The 16752-nt window shown below is 75.3% G+C and carries 14 protein-coding genes and 1 pseudogene; 4 read left to right on the top strand and 11 right to left on the bottom strand.

The window, feature by feature from the left end; genetic code table 11:
- Positions 1-222: 222 nt before the first annotated feature.
- Genes cobA through cobC form a run of 3 tightly spaced genes read right to left on the bottom strand, consistent with a single transcriptional unit; the run spans position 223 to position 3676 of the window.
- Positions 223-1467 carry a uroporphyrinogen-III C-methyltransferase gene (cobA, locus tag EFE23_RS21060; protein ID WP_123242665.1) on the bottom strand — a complete coding sequence of 415 codons (1245 nt, stop codon included), beginning with the start codon at positions 1465-1467 and terminating at the stop codon, positions 223-225.
- Positions 1464-2534 (bottom strand): nicotinate-nucleotide--dimethylbenzimidazole phosphoribosyltransferase, encoded by a 1071-nt coding sequence (cobT, locus tag EFE23_RS21055; RefSeq protein WP_123242664.1) that lies wholly within the window; start codon positions 2532-2534, stop codon positions 1464-1466. Before cobT ends, cobA begins: the two co-directional genes overlap by 4 nt.
- Positions 2534-3676, bottom strand: a complete 1143-nt coding sequence (gene cobC / locus EFE23_RS21050) for an Rv2231c family histidinol phosphate aminotransferase CobC (RefSeq protein ID WP_123242663.1) — start codon at positions 3674-3676, stop codon at positions 2534-2536. Before cobC ends, cobT begins: the two co-directional genes overlap by 1 nt.
- Before the next feature lie 132 nt (positions 3677-3808).
- On the opposite strand from cobC, the gene EFE23_RS21045 reads away from it, so the two are divergent.
- Positions 3809-5944 (top strand): transglycosylase domain-containing protein, encoded by a 2136-nt coding sequence (locus tag EFE23_RS21045; RefSeq protein WP_123242662.1) that lies wholly within the window; start codon positions 3809-3811, stop codon positions 5942-5944.
- A 130-nt stretch (positions 5945-6074) separates the two neighbouring features.
- Here EFE23_RS21045 and EFE23_RS21040 read toward each other — a convergent pair whose 3' ends face one another.
- Both EFE23_RS21040 and EFE23_RS21035 read right to left on the bottom strand, forming a co-directional pair.
- On the bottom strand, positions 6075-6644 hold the full coding sequence (locus EFE23_RS21040) for a GNAT family N-acetyltransferase (RefSeq protein ID WP_123242661.1): 570 nt from the start codon (positions 6642-6644) through the stop codon (positions 6075-6077).
- Positions 6641-8008 (bottom strand): cobyrinic acid a,c-diamide synthase CobB, encoded by a 1368-nt coding sequence (locus tag EFE23_RS21035; RefSeq protein ID WP_123242660.1) that lies wholly within the window; start codon positions 8006-8008, stop codon positions 6641-6643. Before EFE23_RS21035 ends, EFE23_RS21040 begins: the two co-directional genes overlap by 4 nt.
- Positions 8009-8188: 180 nt before the next feature.
- On the opposite strand from EFE23_RS21035, the gene EFE23_RS21030 reads away from it, so the two are divergent.
- Positions 8189-9013 (top strand): SURF1 family cytochrome oxidase biogenesis protein, encoded by an 825-nt coding sequence (locus EFE23_RS21030; protein WP_123242659.1) that lies wholly within the window; start codon positions 8189-8191, stop codon positions 9011-9013.
- 30 nt (positions 9014-9043) lie between these two features.
- Here the strand turns inward: EFE23_RS21030 and EFE23_RS21025 are convergent, their stop codons facing one another.
- The 5 genes and pseudogenes from EFE23_RS21025 to EFE23_RS21005 form a co-directional block, all read right to left on the bottom strand.
- Entirely contained in the window at positions 9044-10636 is a 1593-nt protein-coding gene (locus tag EFE23_RS21025) for an ATP-dependent DNA ligase (protein WP_204335219.1), read from the bottom strand.
- 102 nt (positions 10637-10738) lie between these two features.
- Positions 10739-10945 (bottom strand): hypothetical protein, encoded by a 207-nt coding sequence (locus EFE23_RS21020; RefSeq protein ID WP_123242657.1) that lies wholly within the window; start codon positions 10943-10945, stop codon positions 10739-10741.
- Positions 10946-11022: 77 nt separating this feature from the next.
- Positions 11023-12375, bottom strand: a complete 1353-nt coding sequence (locus EFE23_RS21015; protein WP_199737162.1) for a dipeptidase — start codon at positions 12373-12375, stop codon at positions 11023-11025.
- Positions 12365-13086 (bottom strand): annotated as a pseudogene (locus EFE23_RS21010) (uridine kinase family protein); the annotation flags it as partial. The pseudogene EFE23_RS21010 and the gene EFE23_RS21015, both read right to left, overlap by 11 nt.
- Before the next feature lie 14 nt (positions 13087-13100).
- Positions 13101-13622, bottom strand: coding sequence for a PadR family transcriptional regulator (locus tag EFE23_RS21005; protein WP_123242674.1), 522 nt, complete (start codon positions 13620-13622; stop codon positions 13101-13103).
- A gap of 56 nt (positions 13623-13678) precedes the next feature.
- On the opposite strand from EFE23_RS21005, the gene EFE23_RS21000 reads away from it, so the two are divergent.
- A complete protein-coding gene (locus EFE23_RS21000) occupies positions 13679-14443 on the top strand; it encodes an alpha/beta fold hydrolase (protein ID WP_123242673.1) in 765 nt (254 codons plus the stop codon).
- Positions 14444-14613: 170 nt separating this feature from the next.
- Positions 14614-15015: a rhodanese-like domain-containing protein gene (locus EFE23_RS20995; protein WP_123242655.1), complete on the top strand. Its 402-nt coding sequence runs from the start codon at positions 14614-14616 to the stop codon at positions 15013-15015.
- Positions 15016-15154: 139 nt separating this feature from the next.
- Here EFE23_RS20995 and EFE23_RS20990 read toward each other — a convergent pair whose 3' ends face one another.
- Positions 15155-16693 (bottom strand): cobyric acid synthase, encoded by a 1539-nt coding sequence (locus EFE23_RS20990; protein WP_123242654.1) that lies wholly within the window; start codon positions 16691-16693, stop codon positions 15155-15157.
- Positions 16694-16752: the final 59 nt, after the last annotated feature.

Here is a 16752-nt window from a genome sequence, read left to right as displayed (position 1 = left end):
CCTTTGCTCTGCTACAACGGGCGCAACACAGACGGCCCGGAACTGTTGCGTGGGTTGAAGCAGAGCAAAGGCGGACCGGAGTGCTTCCGGCCGGCGAGGGCGCGCGAGTCGGTGGGTCGGCGCCGCGGACCGCCCACGGGCGGGGCGTCGCGCACAGGCCTCGCCCCGACGCCGGGGGCCACGAGCGAACGCCCGAAGCGGGCCGGCGCCGGGGCGGGCGACTCAGGTGTCCGCCGGTCCGCCGGCCAGCGCGTCGACCACGTCGCCGATGACCACGATGGCGGGTGGGCGCAGCGCGGCGGCGACGACGTCGGCGTCCACCGCGCCCAGGGTCGAACGGAGGGTCCGCTGGCCACTGGTGGTGCCCTCCTGGATCACCGCCGCGGGGGTCGCCGGCGGTTTCCCGTGGGCGATCAGCGTGGCGCTGATCGCGGCCAGGTTCTTCAGGCCCATCAGGATCACCAGGGTGCCGCGCAGGCCGGCGAGCGACTCCCAGCGGACCAGCGAGGCCGGCGAGTCGGGGGCCACGTGCCCGGACACCACGGTGAACTCGTGCGCCACCGCCCGGTGGGTCACCGGCACCCCGGCCACCGCGGGCACGGCGACGGCGCTGGTCACCCCGGGCACCACGGTCACCGGCACGCCCGCCGCGGCACAGGCCAGCAGCTCCTCGCCGCCCCGGCCGAAGACGTACGGGTCGCCGCCCTTGAGCCGTACCACGGCCTTCCCGGCCAGGGCGCGGTCCACCAGGATCCGGTTGATCTCCTCCTGGGCGCGGGACGGCCCGTACGGGATCTTCGAGGCGTCGACCAGCTCGACGTCGGGGCGCAGCTCGTCGAGGAGCAGCCCCGGGACGAGCCGGTCGGCGACCACCACGTCCGCCGCGGTGAGCAACCGCCAGCCCTTCAGCGTGATCAGCTCGGGATCGCCCGGCCCCGCCCCGACCAGCGCCACCCGGCCCGGGGTGTTAACAGGGGACCCCTCCTCTACCGCAGGCGTTAAGAGGGTGCCCTTCCTTGCACCGAGCAGGTCGCGGATCGCGTCGCGGACGGACATCGCGCGGCGGGGGTCGCCGCCACCGAGCACCGCGACGGTGACCGGGCCGTGCCGGGTGACCGCCGGAGTCCACGCGGTGGCGGCCGCCCGGTCGTCGGCCCGTACGCAGAAGATGCGGCGCTCGGCGGCGGCGGCGCTCACCGCGGCCGCGGCGGCCCGGTCGTCCACCGCCACCTGGACCAGCCAGGCGCCGTCCAGGTCGTCGGGGGTGAACCGGCGCGGCTCCCAGTGCAGCCGGCCGGCGTCGACGTGGGCGCGCAGCGCCGGGGTCAGCTCCGGCGAGACCAGCAGGACGTCCGCGCCGGCGTCGAGCAGCGCCGGCACCCGCCGGGTGGCCACCGCTCCCCCGCCCACCACGACCACGCGCCGCCCGGCCAGCCGCAGCCCGAGCGGGTACGGACTGGCGCTCACTTCTCCGCCACTCCCGCCGCGTCGAAGGTGGCCACCTCGTGCAGCACCCGGACCGCGCCGGTGACCACCGGCAGCGCGAGCAGCGCACCGGTGCCCTCGCCGAGGCGCAGCCCGAGGTCGATCAGCGGGTCGAGGCCGAGGTGCCGCAGCGCCGCCGTGGCGCCCGGTTCCGCCGAGCGGTGCCCCGCGACCATGGCGCCGACCGCGTCCGGCGCGAACGCGGCGGCGGCCAGCGCGGCGCTGACCGCGATCACCCCGTCCAGCAGCACCGGCACCCGGCGGGCGGCGGCGCCCAGGATCAGCCCGCACAGCGCGGCGTGTTCCAGCCCGCCGACGGCGGCCAGCACGCCCAGCGGGTCGGCCGGGTCGAGGGTGTGCCGGTTCAGCGCCGCCCGGACCACGTCGACCTTCCGGGCGTACGTCTCGTCGTCCACCCCGGTGCCGCGCCCGGTCGCCTCGGCCGGGTCGACGCCGGTGAACGCGGCGATCAGCGCGGCGGCCGGCGTGGTGTTGCCGATGCCCATGTCCCCGGTGATCAGGATCCCGGCGCCGCCATCGACCAGTTCGCCGGCCACCCGGATGCCGGTCTGCACGGCCGTCCGCGCCTCGTCCCGGGTCAGCGCGGCGGTGACGGTCAGGTCCCGGGTGCCGGTCCGCACGTTCGCCCGGACCAGCCGGGGACCGGCCGGATCGCCGCCCCCGTCCGCCGGCAGCGGGGTGGCCACGCCGACGTCCACCACGGTGACCGAGGCGCCGGCCTGCCGGGCGAACGCGTTGACCACCGCGCCGCCGGCCAGGAAGTTGCCGATCATCTGCGCGGTGACCTCCTGCGGCCAGGGGGTGACGCCCTGGGCGTGCACGCCGTGGTCGCCCGCGAAGATCGCCACCGCGGCCGGCTCGGGCAGCGGCGGCGGGCAGCCGCCGGCCAGCCCGGCGAGGCGGACCGAGAGCGGCTCCAGGGCGCCGAGCGAGCCGGCGGGTTTGGTCAGCCGGCCCTGCAGCTCGCGGGCGGCCGCCATGGCGGCCTCGTCGAGCGGACGGATCGCCGCGACGGTGGACTCCAACATCATGCCTCCAGGATTTCCGCCAGCACGTCGGTGAACGCGTCGGTCGTCGCCGGATCGCGCACCGCGATCCGCAGCCAGTCCGGGCCGAGCCCGGGGAAGGTGTCGCCCCGGCGTACCGCCCAGCCGCGCTCGCGCAGCCGCTCCCGGACGGCGGCGGCACCGGGCAGGTGGACGAGGACGAAGGCGCTGGCCGGCCGGCCGGCGACGCGTACGCCGGGCAGGCCGGAGAGGCGGGCCACCAGGTGCTCGCGGTCGGCGGCGAGCCCGGCGGCGATGGCGCGCTCCGCCGCCACGGCGGCCGGGGTCGCGCAGGCGGTCGCCGCGGCCAGCGCCGGGGTGGAGACCGCCCAGAGCGGTTGGGCCTCGGCGCAGCGGGCGAGCAGGGCGGCGTCGCCGAGCAGGTAGCCGATCCGCAGCCCGGCCAGCCCCCAGGTCTTGGTGAGGCTGCGGACCACCACGAGGCCGGGCAGGTCGCGGCGGCCGGCGAGGGACTCGGGCTCGCCGTCGACGCCCGGGGCGAGGGTGGTGTCGGCGAACGCCTCGTCGACCACCAGCACCCGGCCGGGACGGGCCAGCGCGGCGAGCGCCTCGGCGGGGTGCAGCACCGAGGTGGGGTTCGTGGGATTGCCGATCATCACCAGGTCGGCGTCGGCGGGCACCCGGGCCGGGTCGAGCCGGAACTCCTCGGCCGGGTCGAGCAGCACCCGCTCGACGGGGTGGCCGGCGGCGCGCAGCGCCGCCTCCGGCTCGGTGAACTGCGGGTGCACCACCACCGGCCGGCGGGCGTCCCGTAGCGCCCAGGCGAGCAACACGAAACCCTCGGCCGCGCCGGCGGTGAGGAGTACCTCCTCCGGGGGTCGCCCGTGCCGGTGAGCGACGGCGGCCCGGGCCGGGCCGGGGTCCGGGTACGCGGCGAGCCGACCCAGGGCGTCGACCAGCGGATCGGCCAGCCAGTCGGGCATCGGGGCGCGGCGGACGTTGACCGCCAGGTCGATCAGTCCGGGGGTCGCCTCGACGTCCCCGTGGTGCCCGAGGTCGGGCTCGACGGCGCCAGGTCGCGGCGCGGCGTCGGACGCGCCGGGCGGGAGGTGTCGTACCGGTCCGGCGGCGGCCGGCGCGGTCCCGGTGAGCTGCGCGCGCATGTCCGCGATCCTGCCGGGAAGCCGCCGCCCGGGACAGCGGATCCCGGCGTGGGCCGCGTCACCACCCGTGCACCGTCCGGCCGTTTATGAATTCTTCTCATTTCCGAATCGGAAATGTCATAGCTTGACCTCGTGAGCAACCGACCCCTTGCCTCCGCTGGTCGTGCCATTCCTCTCCTCCGCGCCGGGCTGATCGCCGGCATCGTGGTCGCCGCCGCGGCGTACCCGCTCGCCGCCCTCACCGGCATCGGCGCCAAGGCCACCGCGCACGCAGTGGAGCAGAAGACCGACATCCTGAAGACCGCGCTACCCGCCGAGACCTCGTACCTCTACGCGCCGGACGGCAAGACGGTGCTGACGATGTTCTACGAGGAGTACCGGCAGTACACCAAGATCGAGGACATCTCGCCGAACATCCAGCAGGCGATCGTCGCCGCCGAGGACAACCGCTTCTACCAGCACCACGGCGTCGACCCGAAGGGCGTGGCCCGCGCCTTCGTCTCCAACGCCCGCTCCGGCGGCGTCTCCCAGGGCGCCTCGACCCTGACCATGCAGTACGTCCGGATGGCGCTGCGGGACAGCGCCAAGACGCCGAAGGAGGTCCAGGAGGCCACCCAGCAGACCAGCCTGCGCAAGGTCAAGGAGATGCGGATGGCGCTGGAGATCGAGAAGCATCTCAGCAAGGAGCAGATCCTGGAGCGCTACCTCAACTCGGCCTACTTCGGCCACCGGGCGTACGGGATCTACGCCGCGTCGCAGATCTTCTTCTCCAAGACGCCGGCCAATCTCAGCCCGGTCGAGGCGGCCACCCTCGCCGGCCTGGTCAAGTCCCCGTCGGAGTACGACCCGATCACCTCCGACCAGAAGGACGCCACTGCCCGGCGCAACTACGTGCTCGACAACATGGCCCGCCTCGGCTACCTGTCCCCGGACGCCGCCGCGCAGGCCAAGGCGGAACCGATCAAGCTGCGGCTGACCACCCCGCCGAACGACTGCGCCTCGATGGACCCGAAGTACCGGCCGACCTGGGGCTTCTACTGCGACTACCTGAAGAACTGGTGGAGCGCCCAGCCCGCGTTCGGGAGCAACCGGCTGGAACGGATGGACAAGCTGCGCCGCGGCGGCTATCGCATCGTGCTCGCCCTCGACCCGAAGATCCAGGCGGCGGCCGAGAAGAACGTGGGCGCCAAGGACAACACCGGCAGCCCGTTCGCCAACGGGATCGTGGTGGCCGAACCGGGCACCGGGCGGATCAAGGCGATGGCGGTGAACCGGAACTACTCGCTGAATCTCAGCGACAACGGGCCCAGCTCCAACCCGGAGGCCGGCCCGAAGGTCAAGGCGAACTACCCGAACACGGTGGCGCCGCTGCTCGGCGGGGGCACGCTCCCCGGCTACCAGGCCGGTTCGACGTTCAAGATGTTCCCGATGCTCGCCGCGCTCAACTCCGGGATGACGCTGTCCACCTCGTTCAACTCGCCGTACACCTACAAGTCGGCGGTGTACGACGGCTGGGCGCCGTCAAACGCCAGCGGCGCCATGACCGGCGTGCAGACCATGTGGTCCGGCTTCGGCAAGTCGGTGAACACGTACTTCGTGCAGCTGGAGGAGAAGGTCGGGGCGGACGCGGGGGTGCGCCTGGCCGAGCAGCTGGGGCTGCGCTGGCGGACCGACGTGGACAAGGACCAGGCGTCGCCGGCGAAGGCGAAGAAGTGGGGCGCGTTCACCCTGGGCGTCTCCGACGCCACCCCGCTGGAGATGGCCAACGCGTACGCGACGGTCGCCGCCGAGGGGCGGTACTGCGAGGCGATCCCGGTGAACTCGATCATGAACCGGGACGGCACCCCGGCCATGTACACCACCCCCGGCGGGGTGCAGCGGGAGGTCGCGAAGCCGCGCTGCCGGCAGGTGGTCAGCGCCGACGCCGCCCGGGCGGCCACCGACGCGGCCCGTTGCCCCACCGGCGACACCCCGGCCAAGGGGGGCTGCGGGGGCTGGTCGACCGCCGACAGCGTCCGGGGCACGGTCGGCCGCCCGGTGGCCGGCAAGACGGGTACCACGGACAGCACCCGGTCCGCCTGGTTCGTCGGCTTCACCCCGGAGCTGGCGGCGGCGAGCTTCATCGCCGACCCGGACAACCCGTTCAACGCGGTGGGTGACGGGCAGTCCGAGGTTCCGGTGAACGCGGTGGCGCTGACCCTGCGCGAAGCGCTCAAGGGGCAACCCGTCCGCCAGTTCACCCCACCCTCCGACCAGATCGTCGGCTGAGCGGCCGGCACCCACCCTGGACCGCCCGGGGGTGCGCCCGGGTTAGTTGATCAAGGGGTTTGCGCGCGGGATCGCCCGATTCCCGACGCAAACCTCTTGATCGACTTTCCGGTGCGGGTGGCGGCCGGGGTCAGCGGAGGTCGGCGGCGACGAAGGACCAGAGTTCGAGGTCGACCCGGGCGCCCCGGACGTAGCCCGCGTTGCGCAGCAGGCCCTCATAGCTGAAGCCGGCCTTCTCGGCCACCCGCCGGGAGGCCACGTTCCCGGGCGCGACCCGCAGCTCGACCCGCTGGAACCCGTGCTCCAGGATCAGCGCGATGGTCACCGCGTCCACCGCCTCGGCGGCCAGACCGAACCCGCGGGCGTGCGGGGCGAGCGCGTAGGAGACCTCGGTCAGCCGGGCACCCCAGTCGGTGCGCCGGGTCCAGAGGCAGCCCACCACCCGCTGGTCCTCCCGGCGGACCAGCCCGTAGTGGTCGCCCTCCCCGCTGTCCCGGCGCTGCCGGGCCAGCTCGGTGCACCAGGCCCGCCCCTCGATCTGCCCGGCGGCGTCGGCCAGCGGCAGCCAGCGCTGGGTCTGCCGGTCGGCGAACACCTCGTCCACCGCCTCGGCGTCCGCCGCCACCAGCGGGCGTACCTCGGTGCGCGGGGTGGAGACGGTCAGCGCCGGGAAGCGGCGGACGGCCACCTGCCCGATCACGCCGGGGCCTCCGCGCGGGCCCCGGCCGCCGCGACCAGCCGGGCCGCGATCTCCGGGTACGCGGCCCAGTGCGGAACGAGCTGCGAGGCGTGCACGCCCCGCCAGACGAAGCCCTCCGGGGTGCCCCCCGGCCAGTTCCACGCCGCCCGCTCGCCGGCCCGCGGGGTGAGCACGGCGGCGTGCTGCTTGTGCCCGATCATGGTGGCGCCGGCCGGGGCCACCACGCTGTCGCTCGCGGCGGTCGCCTCCCGGTAGCCGATCACCAGGCCGTCCCGGCTCGCGCCGATCGCGTCGAGCACCCCGCACATCGGCAGCCCGTCCAGCTCCCGGGCCAGCCAGAGCAGGCCGGCCCCCTCGGCGATCACCGGCCGGCCGGTGCGGGCCAGTTCGGCCACCGCGATGCAGAGCCGGCGGTTGGCGGAGAGCCGGTCCCCGTACGTCTCCGGGAAGCCGCCGCCGACGACCAGCGCCCGGGTCCCGGCGGGCAGCGCCTCGTCGCGCAGCGGATCGACGATGACCACCTCGGCCCCGGCCGCACGCAGCAACTCCTCGACCTCCGGGTGGCTGTAGCTGCCGCCCGGGCCGCCGGCCAGCGCGACCACCGGCCGCTCCCCCGTCGGCGGGGCACCGGCCGGGGCCGGTGACCACGGCTCGACCGTCAACTCCGGCGCGGAGCGGGCCAGCCCCAGCAGCCGGTCCAGGTCGACGGTGGCGGCGACCGCCTCGCCGAGCCGGCGCACTCCGCGCAGCGCCTCGCCGTCCCGCTGGACCACCGGGACCATCCCCAGCCGGCGGGCGGGCAGCACCGGGGGCAGCTCGTGCCGGCGCAGCGCGCCGTAGACCGGCACCCCGACATCGTCCAGCGCCTCGCGCAGCATCGCCTCGTGCCGGGGCGAGGCCACCCGGTTGAGGATCACCCCGCCCAGCCACAGCTGCTCGTCGTACGCCCGGAAGCCGTGCACCAGGGCGGCCACCGACTGGCCCATCGCGGCCACGTCCACCACCAGCACCACGGGGCTGCGCAGCGTGGTGGCCACGGCGGCGGTGGACTCGGTCTCCGGGCGGCCGGCGACCGAGTCGTAGAGGCCCATCGTGCCCTGCACCAGCGCGAAGTCGGCTCCGGCCGCGCCGTGCGCGAAGAGCGGCGCGACCCGCTCCGGGCCGACCAGCCGCGGGTCCAGGTTCCGCCCCGGGCGGCCGCCGGCCAGCCCCAGGTACGCCGCGTCCACCTGGTCCGGCCCGATCTTGGCGCCGGCCACGTCCAACCCCCGGTCGGCGAGGGCCGCGAGCAGCCCGAGGGCGAGGGCACCGGTGCCGTGCCCCGAGGAGGGCGCGCTGAGCACGACGCGCGGCACGACGGTCATCATCGACTCCTGGTCTGGGGTGGTTTCCGCCCGCGTGACCATACCCGCCCGCGCCGACGTGTGGCGGCCGCCCGCCGGCCCGGTCGCCGTTCCCGCCGGCTCACCGACGGCCGCTGTTCCGGCCGGCTTGTGGCCCGGCGCGGGCCGGTGGCGTCGCTCACACGGGTAGCCTTGGCAAACGTGTACCGGTTCCTGCTGACCCCGCGCTGGCTGGGCTATCTCGCGCTGACCCTGGTCGCCGCCGCGCTGATGGTGTTCCTCGGCAACTGGCAGCTGGACCGCTACCGGGGCCGTACGGCGATCAACGAGCGGATCGACGCCGGGTCCACCATGGCCCCCGCGCCGCTGCGCGACGCCCTGCCCGCCCCGAACGGCGGTCCCGGCAGCACCGGCCCGGCTCCGGCCGAGCGGCTGACCTGGACCAGGGTGACCGCCACCGGCCGGTACGACACCGCGAACGTCGTCCTGGTCCGCGGCCGCACGGTCGACAACGAGGTCGGCTTCGAGGTGCTCACTCCGCTGGTCCTCGCCGACGGCAGCGCCGTGCTGGTGGACCGGGGCTGGATCCCGCCCGCCCCGGGCGGCAGCGCCACCACCCAACCGCAGGTCCCGGCCGCCCCGAGCGGCGACGTCACGGTCACCGGCCGGGTGGTGTCCAGCGAGAGCGGCGGCGGCGCGGTCGACCGGCGCGAGGGCAAGCTGGAGACCCGGCGGATCAGCGTTCCCCGGATCGCCAGGCAGCTCCCCTATCCGGTGGCCGGCGGCTACGTGCTGCTCGACCAGCAGACGCCGGCCGCCGACCCGGCGTTCCAGGCGGTTCCGATCGGGCACACCAACAACTGGCAGAACTTCGGGTACGTCGTGCAGTGGTGGCTCTTCGCCGGCATGAGCCTGGTCGGCTACGGCTGGGTGGCCCGCCGGGAGGCGCGCCGGATGGCCGGCCTGGACACGCCCCGGACGCCGGTCGACCGGGCCGCCGAGCCCGCCGCCCCGACCTCCGCCTGACCCCGCCGACGCCGACCGCGCCGGGCGGCCTCAGCCGGTGACCCGGCCCTCGTGGATGGCCCGGACGGTGTCGATCGTGTCGGCCTCCGCGGCGGTCTTGTCGTCGCGGTAGCGCACCACCCGGGCGAACCGCAGCGCCATGCCGCCGGGATAGCGGCTGCTCGTCTGCACCCCGTCGAAGGCGATCTCCACCACCTGCTCGGGACGGACCCGGACCACCCAGTCCCCCTTCTCCACGGCTAGGCCGAGGAAGCGCTCGGTCTGCCAGCGGAGCAGCTCGTCGGTGAGTCCCTTGAACGTCTTGCCCAGCATGACGAACTCGCCGCTGCGCGGATCGCGGGCGCCCAGATGCAGGTTGGACAACCAGCCCTGCCGCCGGCCGCTGCCCCACTCGACGGCCAGCACGACCAGGTCGAGCGTGTGCCGGGGTTTGACCTTGACCCACGCCGAGCCGCGCCGCCCGGCATCGTAGGGAGCGGCCGGGTCCTTGACCACCACCCCTTCCTGGCCGGCGTCGATCGCGGCGGCGAACGCCGCGCCGGCCTGCTCGGCGTCGTCCACCTCGACCCGGCCGACCAGCAGCGTCGGGTCGACCGCGCCGGCCAGCGCGGCCCAGCGTTCCCGGCCGGGCAGGTCGATCAGGTCGGCGCCGTCGAGGTGCAGCAGGTCGAAGAAGTACGGCGTCAGCACCGTGGCGCCGGTCCGCTCGGCGGCGGCGAGCACCGCGGGCGCCACCGGGCTGCCCCCGGTCGTGCTCGGGGTGGTGCGCCGCGCCGCCCGGCTGGAGGTCTCCTGAAAGGGCAGCGGACGGCCGGTGGCGTCCAGCCCGATCGCCTCGCCGTCGAGCACCAGCTCGCGGGCGGGCAGTGCGCGTACGGCGGCCACCACCTCGGGCAGCCGGGTGGTGATGTCGTCCAGGCTGCGGGTGAAGACCGCGATGTCCTGGCCGGACCGGTGCACCTGGATCCGGATGCCGTCCAGCTTCACGTCGACCACCGCCGGCGTGCCGGTGGCGGTGAGCGCCTCGTCCACCGTGGGGGCGCTCTGGGCCAGCATCGGGGCCAGCGGGCGACCGACCCGCAGCCCGAACCCGGCCAGCGCCGCGGCGCCGCCGGTGAGCGCGGCGACGGCCACGGCGCGCAGGTCGCCGGCGAGCAGCAGGGCCCGGCGGACCGCCGCCACGGGCACCTCGGCGGCCCGGGCCACCGCGTCGGCGAGCAGCCCAGCCTGGGCGCCCTGGCGCAGCTCACCGCGGAACAGGCCGGCCAGCAGCCGCTGCTCGTCGGCGGTGGCCGCCGCGAAGAGCCGGCCGACCAGCTCCCGCCGGCGTGCCTGGGAGCCGGGGCCGTGCACCGCCGCGATCTCCGCGACCGCCGCGTCGACCCCGCCGACGGTCAGCGTCGGCTCGGCCGCCGGCGGGGGCAGGTCACGCAGGCTCGCCCAGCCCACCCCGGTCTGTCGTTGCCGCAGCTCCCCGGCGAGGTAGCCGGCGCCGGCCGGGACCTCCCCGGGGTCGAGCGACCGCAGGGCCGCGGCGAGCAGCTCCACCTTGGCCCGCCGGCCGCTGGTGGCGCCCACCGCGGCGGAGGTGGCCGCCAGGTCGAGGAACCGCACGGAAGTCATCCTGCCAGCCACCACCGACACGCAGGGCCATCCCGCCCGGCCCGCCTCCCCCGGGCGGGTCGAGGGCCGCCGGCCACGGTCCGGGCGGGAGCCGGTCCCGGGTCAGGCCGAGACCGGCTCCTCGATCCGCAGGCCGCGGGCACGGACCTCGTCGGCGACCCGGGTCAGCAGCGTGTCGAGCGTGACCAGCGCGGCGGAAAGCTCGCCGAGCTGTTCCTTGAGCGTGTCCTCGGGCCACGCGGAGACGTCGACGTCCCCCAGAGCACTGACGGCGGCCTGGAGCCGCGCCATCTCGTCGTTCGTACGCATGTTCGAGAGGCTATAACACCCCGTCGCCCGACACACCGGAAACTCCGACATCCACCCCGAAGTTACGGTTCCGACACCTAACTCCGCTTCGCGCCCGCCTCGGCGACCTTCGCCAGCAGCAGCGCCTCGGCCAGGCAGACCCGGGCGAACTCGCCCAGGTGCAGGCTCTCGTTCGGGCCGTGGGCCCGGGCGTGCGGGTCCTCCACGCCGGTCACCAGGATCGCCGCCTCCGGGAACATCTCCTGGAAGGTGGCGATGAAGGGGATCGAACCGCCCACGCCGATGTCGACCGGGTCGGTGCCGTCCCAGGCGCCCCGGAAGGCCGCCCGCGCCGCCTCGAACATCGGCCCGGTGGCGTCGATGACGCAGGGGGCGCCGTCGTGTTCGAACGTCACGTGCACCCGCGCCCCCCACGGGGCGTGCTTCTCCAGGTGGGCGGTCAGCGCCGCGTACGCCTTCTTCGGGTCGTCGCCCGGCGCCAGCCGTACGCTCAGCTTGGCCTTCGCCGACGGGACGAGCGCGTTCGGCGCCTCGCCGGTGGCCGGGGCGTCGACGCCGAGGATGGCCAGGGCCGGCTTGGTCCAGAGCCGGTCGGTGATCCGGCCGGTCCCGAACAGTTCCGCCCCCTCGACCAGGCCCGCCTCCGCGCGGAACCGGTCCTCCGGGTAGTCGACGCTGGCGCTCTCCCGGCCGACCAGGCCCTCGACGGTCACGTTCCCGGCGTCGTCGTGCAGCGTGCCGAGCAGCTTGACCAGCGCGGTCAGCGCGTCCGGCACCGCGCCGCCGAACATGCCGCTGTGCACGGCGTGGTCCAGGGTGCGTACCTCGACGAAGCAGTTGACGATGCCGCGCAGCGAGGTGGTCAGCGCGGGCACGCCGACGTCCCAGTTGGTGGAGTCGGCGATCACGATGACGTCGGAGGCCAGTTCCTCGCGGTGCTCGGCGAGCAGCCGCTCCAGCGAGTCCGAGCCGTACTCCTCCTCGCCCTCGATGAACAGGACCACGCCGACCGGCAGCCGGTCGCCGAAGGCGCGCAGCGCGGCGACGTGCGCCATGATGCCGGCCTTGTCGTCGGCCGCGCCCCGGCCGTAGAGGCGGCCGTCCCGCTCCACCGGCTCGAACGGGTCGGACAGCCAGAGCGAGAGGTCGCCGACCGGCTGGACGTCGTGGTGGGCGTACATCAGCACGGTGGGTGCGCCGGGCGGGGCGGGCTTCTTCCCGATCACCGCCGGCTGGCCGCCGGAGCGCACGATCGTGGTGTCGAGGCCGCAGCCGCGCAGCAGTTCCGCCACCGCCTCGGCGGAACGCTCGAGGTGCGAGTGGTCGAAGCCCTCGAAGGCGATGCCCGGGATGCGGACGAGGCGTTCGAGGTCGGCACGGACGCCGGGCAGTTCGCGCTCGACGGCGGCCCGCACCTCGGACTCGGACATGATCGGTGAGGTCATGACCGGCATCGTATGCCGGCCTTACCGCGCCGCACCGGCGGAGCCTGCTCCCCGACCCTCGCCGGCAGGCGCGCGGGCGCCGGCGGGCCCGTCGCGGCGGACGTAGTAGCGGTCCGCGTCGTGCGGCAGCCCCGGGGCGCCGTCGACCACGACGTCGGCGGCCACCTCGGTGCCGTCGGCGGCGAAGTGCGCCCGCTCCCCGTCGTGCCAGCGGCGCAACTCGGGCAGGATCTCCGCGCCGTCGCGGGCGATCGCGCGGGAGAGCCGCAGCGGCGCGGGCGCGGTGACGAAGACCGACAGGCTCAGCTCGGGGCGTACCTGCGCCCGCGCCGCGCTCACCCCCTCGACGACCAGCACCGGGCCGGCCGGCACCGGCACCGGCCGATCCGTGAAGCGGCGCCGCACCCAGCTGTACCGGCGGTACGCCCCCGGACGCCCGGCGCGGACCGGATCCAGCACCCACTCCTCCAGCCGGGACCAGAAGGTGAGCTGGTCGTCCCACCCGTCGAGCAGGTCGTCGGTGCGGATCACCGGCGGCCGGTCGCCGCCGGGAAGCGCGGCGAACGCGTCCGCGAGGCGGGTCGCGAACAGGCTCTTGCCCGCGCCGCTCGGCCCGTCGACCGCCACCAGCCGGGTACGCCCCAACCGCGCCGGCCCGGCCAGCACCCGCCGGGCCAGCCCGGCGTACGCCTCGATCACCGCCACCGGCCTCAATCCGTACCGCCCAGCGTCTCCCGGAGCCAGGCCAGCTCGGCCCGGCTGGTGGCCCGGGCGATGGTGAGCAGCCCACGCCGGTACGGGTCGTCCAACTCCTCCGCGCGCACCGGCCGGTTCCCGTCGTAGAAGAAGCTGCTCGGGGTTTCCAAAAAGGCCAGCCGGCGTCGGAGCACCGCGTCGCGGGCCGCCGGGTCGTCGAGGTGACGGAGGAAGGCGAGCACGGTGAACCAGCGGTTCTCGTCGCTGATCTCCATCTCCTCGGGCTCGGTCAGCCGGCGTCGGAGCTCGGCACGGCCCTGCTCGGTCAGGACCAGCATCTGGCGGGGCGCCGCCCGGCTGCCCGGTTCGGTGCGCCGGGTCAACCAGCCGGCCCGTTCGAGCCGCTTGATCGCCGGATAGAGCGTGCCGTCGGCGATCGGCCGCACGTGCCCGGTCAGCTGGGCCACCCGTCGCTTGAGGTCGTAGCCGTGCAGCGGCTGCTCGGCGAGGAAGCCGAGGATCGCGAGTTCGAGCACGCCTCCGATCATAACCCGGTTCCGATATACCTCGGCGCGGATGTATTGTGTCGGTCATGCGTGCTGCGATCGTGGGCCCGGACGGGGCCCGGATGCGATGGGTCGAGATCGCCGGCGAGGAGCCGGCCCGGGTGTACGTGCACGGGTTGGGGGCGACGTCGGCGGCGTACTTCGTGCCGGTGGCCACCCGCCCCGCGCTGGCCGGGCACCGGTCGCTCTTCGTCGACCTGTTCGGCTTCGGGCTGAGCGACCGGCCGGCCGCGTTCGGCTACACCCTTGAGGACCATGCGGCGGCGCTGGCCGCGACGCTCGACGCGGCCGGCGTACGCGGCGCGGACGTGGTGGCGCACAGCATGGGTGGCGCGGTGGCGATCGTGCTCGCCCACCGGCGGCCGGATCTCGTCGGTCGGCTGGTGCTCGTCGAGGCGAACCTCGACCCGAACCCACCGTCGACGGCCGGCAGCAGCGGCATCACCCGGTACGCCGAGTCGGACTTCCTGGCCGGCGGCTACGCCGAGACGCTGGACCGGGTCGGCCCGGTGTGGGCCGCCACCATGCGGCTCGCCGACCCGCTCGGCCTGCACCGGACGGCGGTGGGGCTCGTCGCCGGCACCCGGCCCACGATGCGCCACCTGCTGGAGCGGCTGCCGATGCCCCGGACGTTCGTTCAGGGCGGACAGAGCGAACCGGTTGACGACGCGGTCGGGCTGTCGGCCGCCGGCGTGCGGGTGGTGACCGTCCCCGGCGCCGGGCACAACGTCATGCTCGACGCGCCGGAGGAGTTCGCGGCGGCGGTGGCGGCCGCGGTCAACCCGGCCTGACGCCCGCCGCCCCGGCCGGAGGACACCCGATCGGGGCGGCGCGCGCCCTCGTCCGCCGCCGCCGGATACCGCCTCCGAGGGATTTCGTCGCGGCGGCCCCGCGCTGGCCGGTCGTTCACCCGGCGGGGCCTCGGGATGGCCGGCATCATCGGGTGGTGCTCCATGACGTGATGTGTCCGGGCGTCGACGCCCTGCTGGAACAGGCCCGGGCCGGGCTCCGCCGACTCACCCCGCACGAGACCGTCGAGGCGGTCCGCGCCGGGGCGCTGCTGATCGACACGCGCACCGACGCGCAGCGGCGGGAGCAGGGCGAGCTGCCCGGGTCGATCGTGATCGACCGGACCGTGCTGGAGTGGCGTCTGGACCCGGCGAGCGCCTGGCGGATTCCCGAGGCGAACGGGTACGACCGCGAGATCGTGGTGGTGTGCCGCGAGGGCTACAGCTCCAGCCTGGCCGCCGCCAGCCTGCAGGCGCTCGGCCTGCGCCGGGCCACCGACATGATCGGCGGCGTGCAGGGCTGGCAGGAGGCCGGGCTGCCGATGTCCGACCGGCCCGCCGACGTCCGCTACTGAGCGGTCGGCCGGCCGGACAGCGCGGCGAGCCCCGCCCGAGGTGATCGACTCGCGCTGCGGCAGGTCGTGGTCTCCGGATCGCTGGTTACCGCCCTCTGCCGCATGCCGGGCGCAGACACCGGCGGGCGGGGTCGGCTGGTCACTCCGGCGCGCCGGGCGGGATGAACGGCAGGCCCGGCGGTGGGCCGGATTCCACCAGCCGCCACAGGGCCTCGGTGTCCAGGTGTTCCTCGACCAGGTCGCCGAGGAGGTCCAGGGTCCGCTCGCGGGCGGCGGCGAACTCGGTGTCCGGGGCGACCTTGAAGCCGGTCCGGCCGGCCAGCCCGGCGATCTCGGTGAGGAACCGGCGGCGGAAGCCGTCGGACTCGAAGGCGCCGTGCCAGTGGGTGCCGTGCACCGCGCCGAGCCGGGCGCCCTCGCCGGTGCCGTCGGCGTGGCGCAGCAGCGGCGGCAGGCCGGGGTCGGTGGCGGAGACGTACCCGTGGTGGATCTCGTAGCCGTGCACCGGGACGTCGCCGTCGGCGGTGCCGGTGGTGCGGCGGACCGTCTTGCGCGGGTGGAAGGTGATCTCGATGGGGAGCAGGCCCAGCCCAGGGACGGTGCCCTGTCCGCTCTCCACCGGATCGTGGATCGCCCGGGCCAGCATCTGGAACCCGCCGCAGATGCCGAGCAGCGGCCGGCCCGCGGCGGCGTGCGCCGACACGGCGTCGGCCAGGCCGGTCTCCCGCAGCCAGGCCAGGTCGGCCACGGTCGACTTGGAGCCGGGCAGCACGATCAGGTCGGCGGCGGCCAGCTCGGCCGGCTCGACGGTCAGCCGTACCCGCACGCCCGGCTCGGTGGCGAGCGCCTCGACGTCGGTGGCGTTGCTGATCCGCGGCAGCCGGACCACGGCGACGTCGAGCCAGTCGGTCCCGCGCGGGGCCGCCGGCCGACCGAGCACCCGGCCGTAGGCGAGCGAGTCCTCGGCGTCCAGCCAGAGGTCCAGCGCCCAGGGCAGCACCCCGTACGCGGGGCGCCCGGTGACCCGGTGCAGCATGTCCAGCCCGGGCTGGAGCAGCCCACGGTCGCCGCGAAACTTGTTGATCACAAAGCCGGCGACGAGGGCCTGGTCGGCCGGGTCGAGCAGGGCCACGGTGCCGAACATCGAGGCGAACACCCCGCCCCGATCGATGTCGCCGACCACGATCGTGGGCAGCCCGGCGTGCCGGGCCAGGCCCATGTTCACGTAGTCCCCGGCCCGCAGGTTGATCTCGGCCGGGCTACCGGCCCCCTCGCAGATCACCACGTCGTACGCGGTCCGCAGCTCGGCGAGGGCCGCGTAGGCCGTCTCCGCCAGGCGGGGCCGCAACTGCCGGAAGTTGCCCGCGGTGACGGTGTCGACCGCCTCGCCGAGCAGCACCACCTGGCTCGCGTGGTCGCTGCCCGGCTTGAGCAGCACCGGATTGAACCGCAGGTCCGGGGCGATCCCGCAGGCGGCGGCCTGCATCGCCTGGGCCCGACCGATCTCGCCGCCGCGCCCGTCCGGGCCGACCACCACCGCCGAGTTGTTGGACATGTTCTGCGCCTTGAACGGCGCCACGCGCACCCCCCGGCGGCGCAGCCACCGGCAGATCCCGGCGGTGAGCACGCTCTTGCCGGCGTCGGAGGTGGTGCCGGCGACCAGCAGCCCGCCGCTCATCGCCCGTCCGCCCGCCGCGCCCGGCCGAGGGCCACGCCCCGCCTGCCGCGTCCGTCCCG

The sequence above is a fragment of the Micromonospora solifontis genome, assembly GCF_003725545.1.
Lineage (GTDB): Bacteria > Actinomycetota > Actinomycetes > Mycobacteriales > Micromonosporaceae > Micromonospora > Micromonospora solifontis.
The sequence above is the reverse complement of the archived record's forward strand: the minus strand, read 5'-3'. Positions and strand labels throughout refer to the sequence as shown.

What these genes read in the sequence shown, in the direction of transcription:
- cobT (WP_123242664.1), bottom strand. Translation starts at nt 2,534, where the DNA reads ATGTTGGAGTCCACCGTCGCGGCGATCCGTCCGCTCGACGAGGCCGCC.
- cobC (WP_123242663.1), bottom strand. Translation starts at nt 3,676, where the DNA reads ATGCGCGCGCAGCTCACCGGGACCGCGCCGGCCGCCGCCGGACCGGTA.
- EFE23_RS21035 (WP_123242660.1), bottom strand. Translation starts at nt 8,008, where the DNA reads ATGACCGTCGTGCCGCGCGTCGTGCTCAGCGCGCCCTCCTCGGGGCAC.
- EFE23_RS21025 (WP_204335219.1), bottom strand. Translation starts at nt 10,636, where the DNA reads ATGACTTCCGTGCGGTTCCTCGACCTGGCGGCCACCTCCGCCGCGGTG.
- EFE23_RS21020 (WP_123242657.1), bottom strand. Translation starts at nt 10,945, where the DNA reads ATGCGTACGAACGACGAGATGGCGCGGCTCCAGGCCGCCGTCAGTGCT.
- EFE23_RS21015 (WP_199737162.1), bottom strand. Translation starts at nt 12,375, where the DNA reads ATGTCCGAGTCCGAGGTGCGGGCCGCCGTCGAGCGCGAACTGCCCGGC.
- EFE23_RS21000 (WP_123242673.1), top strand. Translation starts at nt 13,679, where the DNA reads ATGCGTGCTGCGATCGTGGGCCCGGACGGGGCCCGGATGCGATGGGTC.
- EFE23_RS20995 (WP_123242655.1), top strand. Translation starts at nt 14,614, where the DNA reads ATGTGTCCGGGCGTCGACGCCCTGCTGGAACAGGCCCGGGCCGGGCTC.
- EFE23_RS20990 (WP_123242654.1), bottom strand. Translation starts at nt 16,693, where the DNA reads ATGAGCGGCGGGCTGCTGGTCGCCGGCACCACCTCCGACGCCGGCAAG.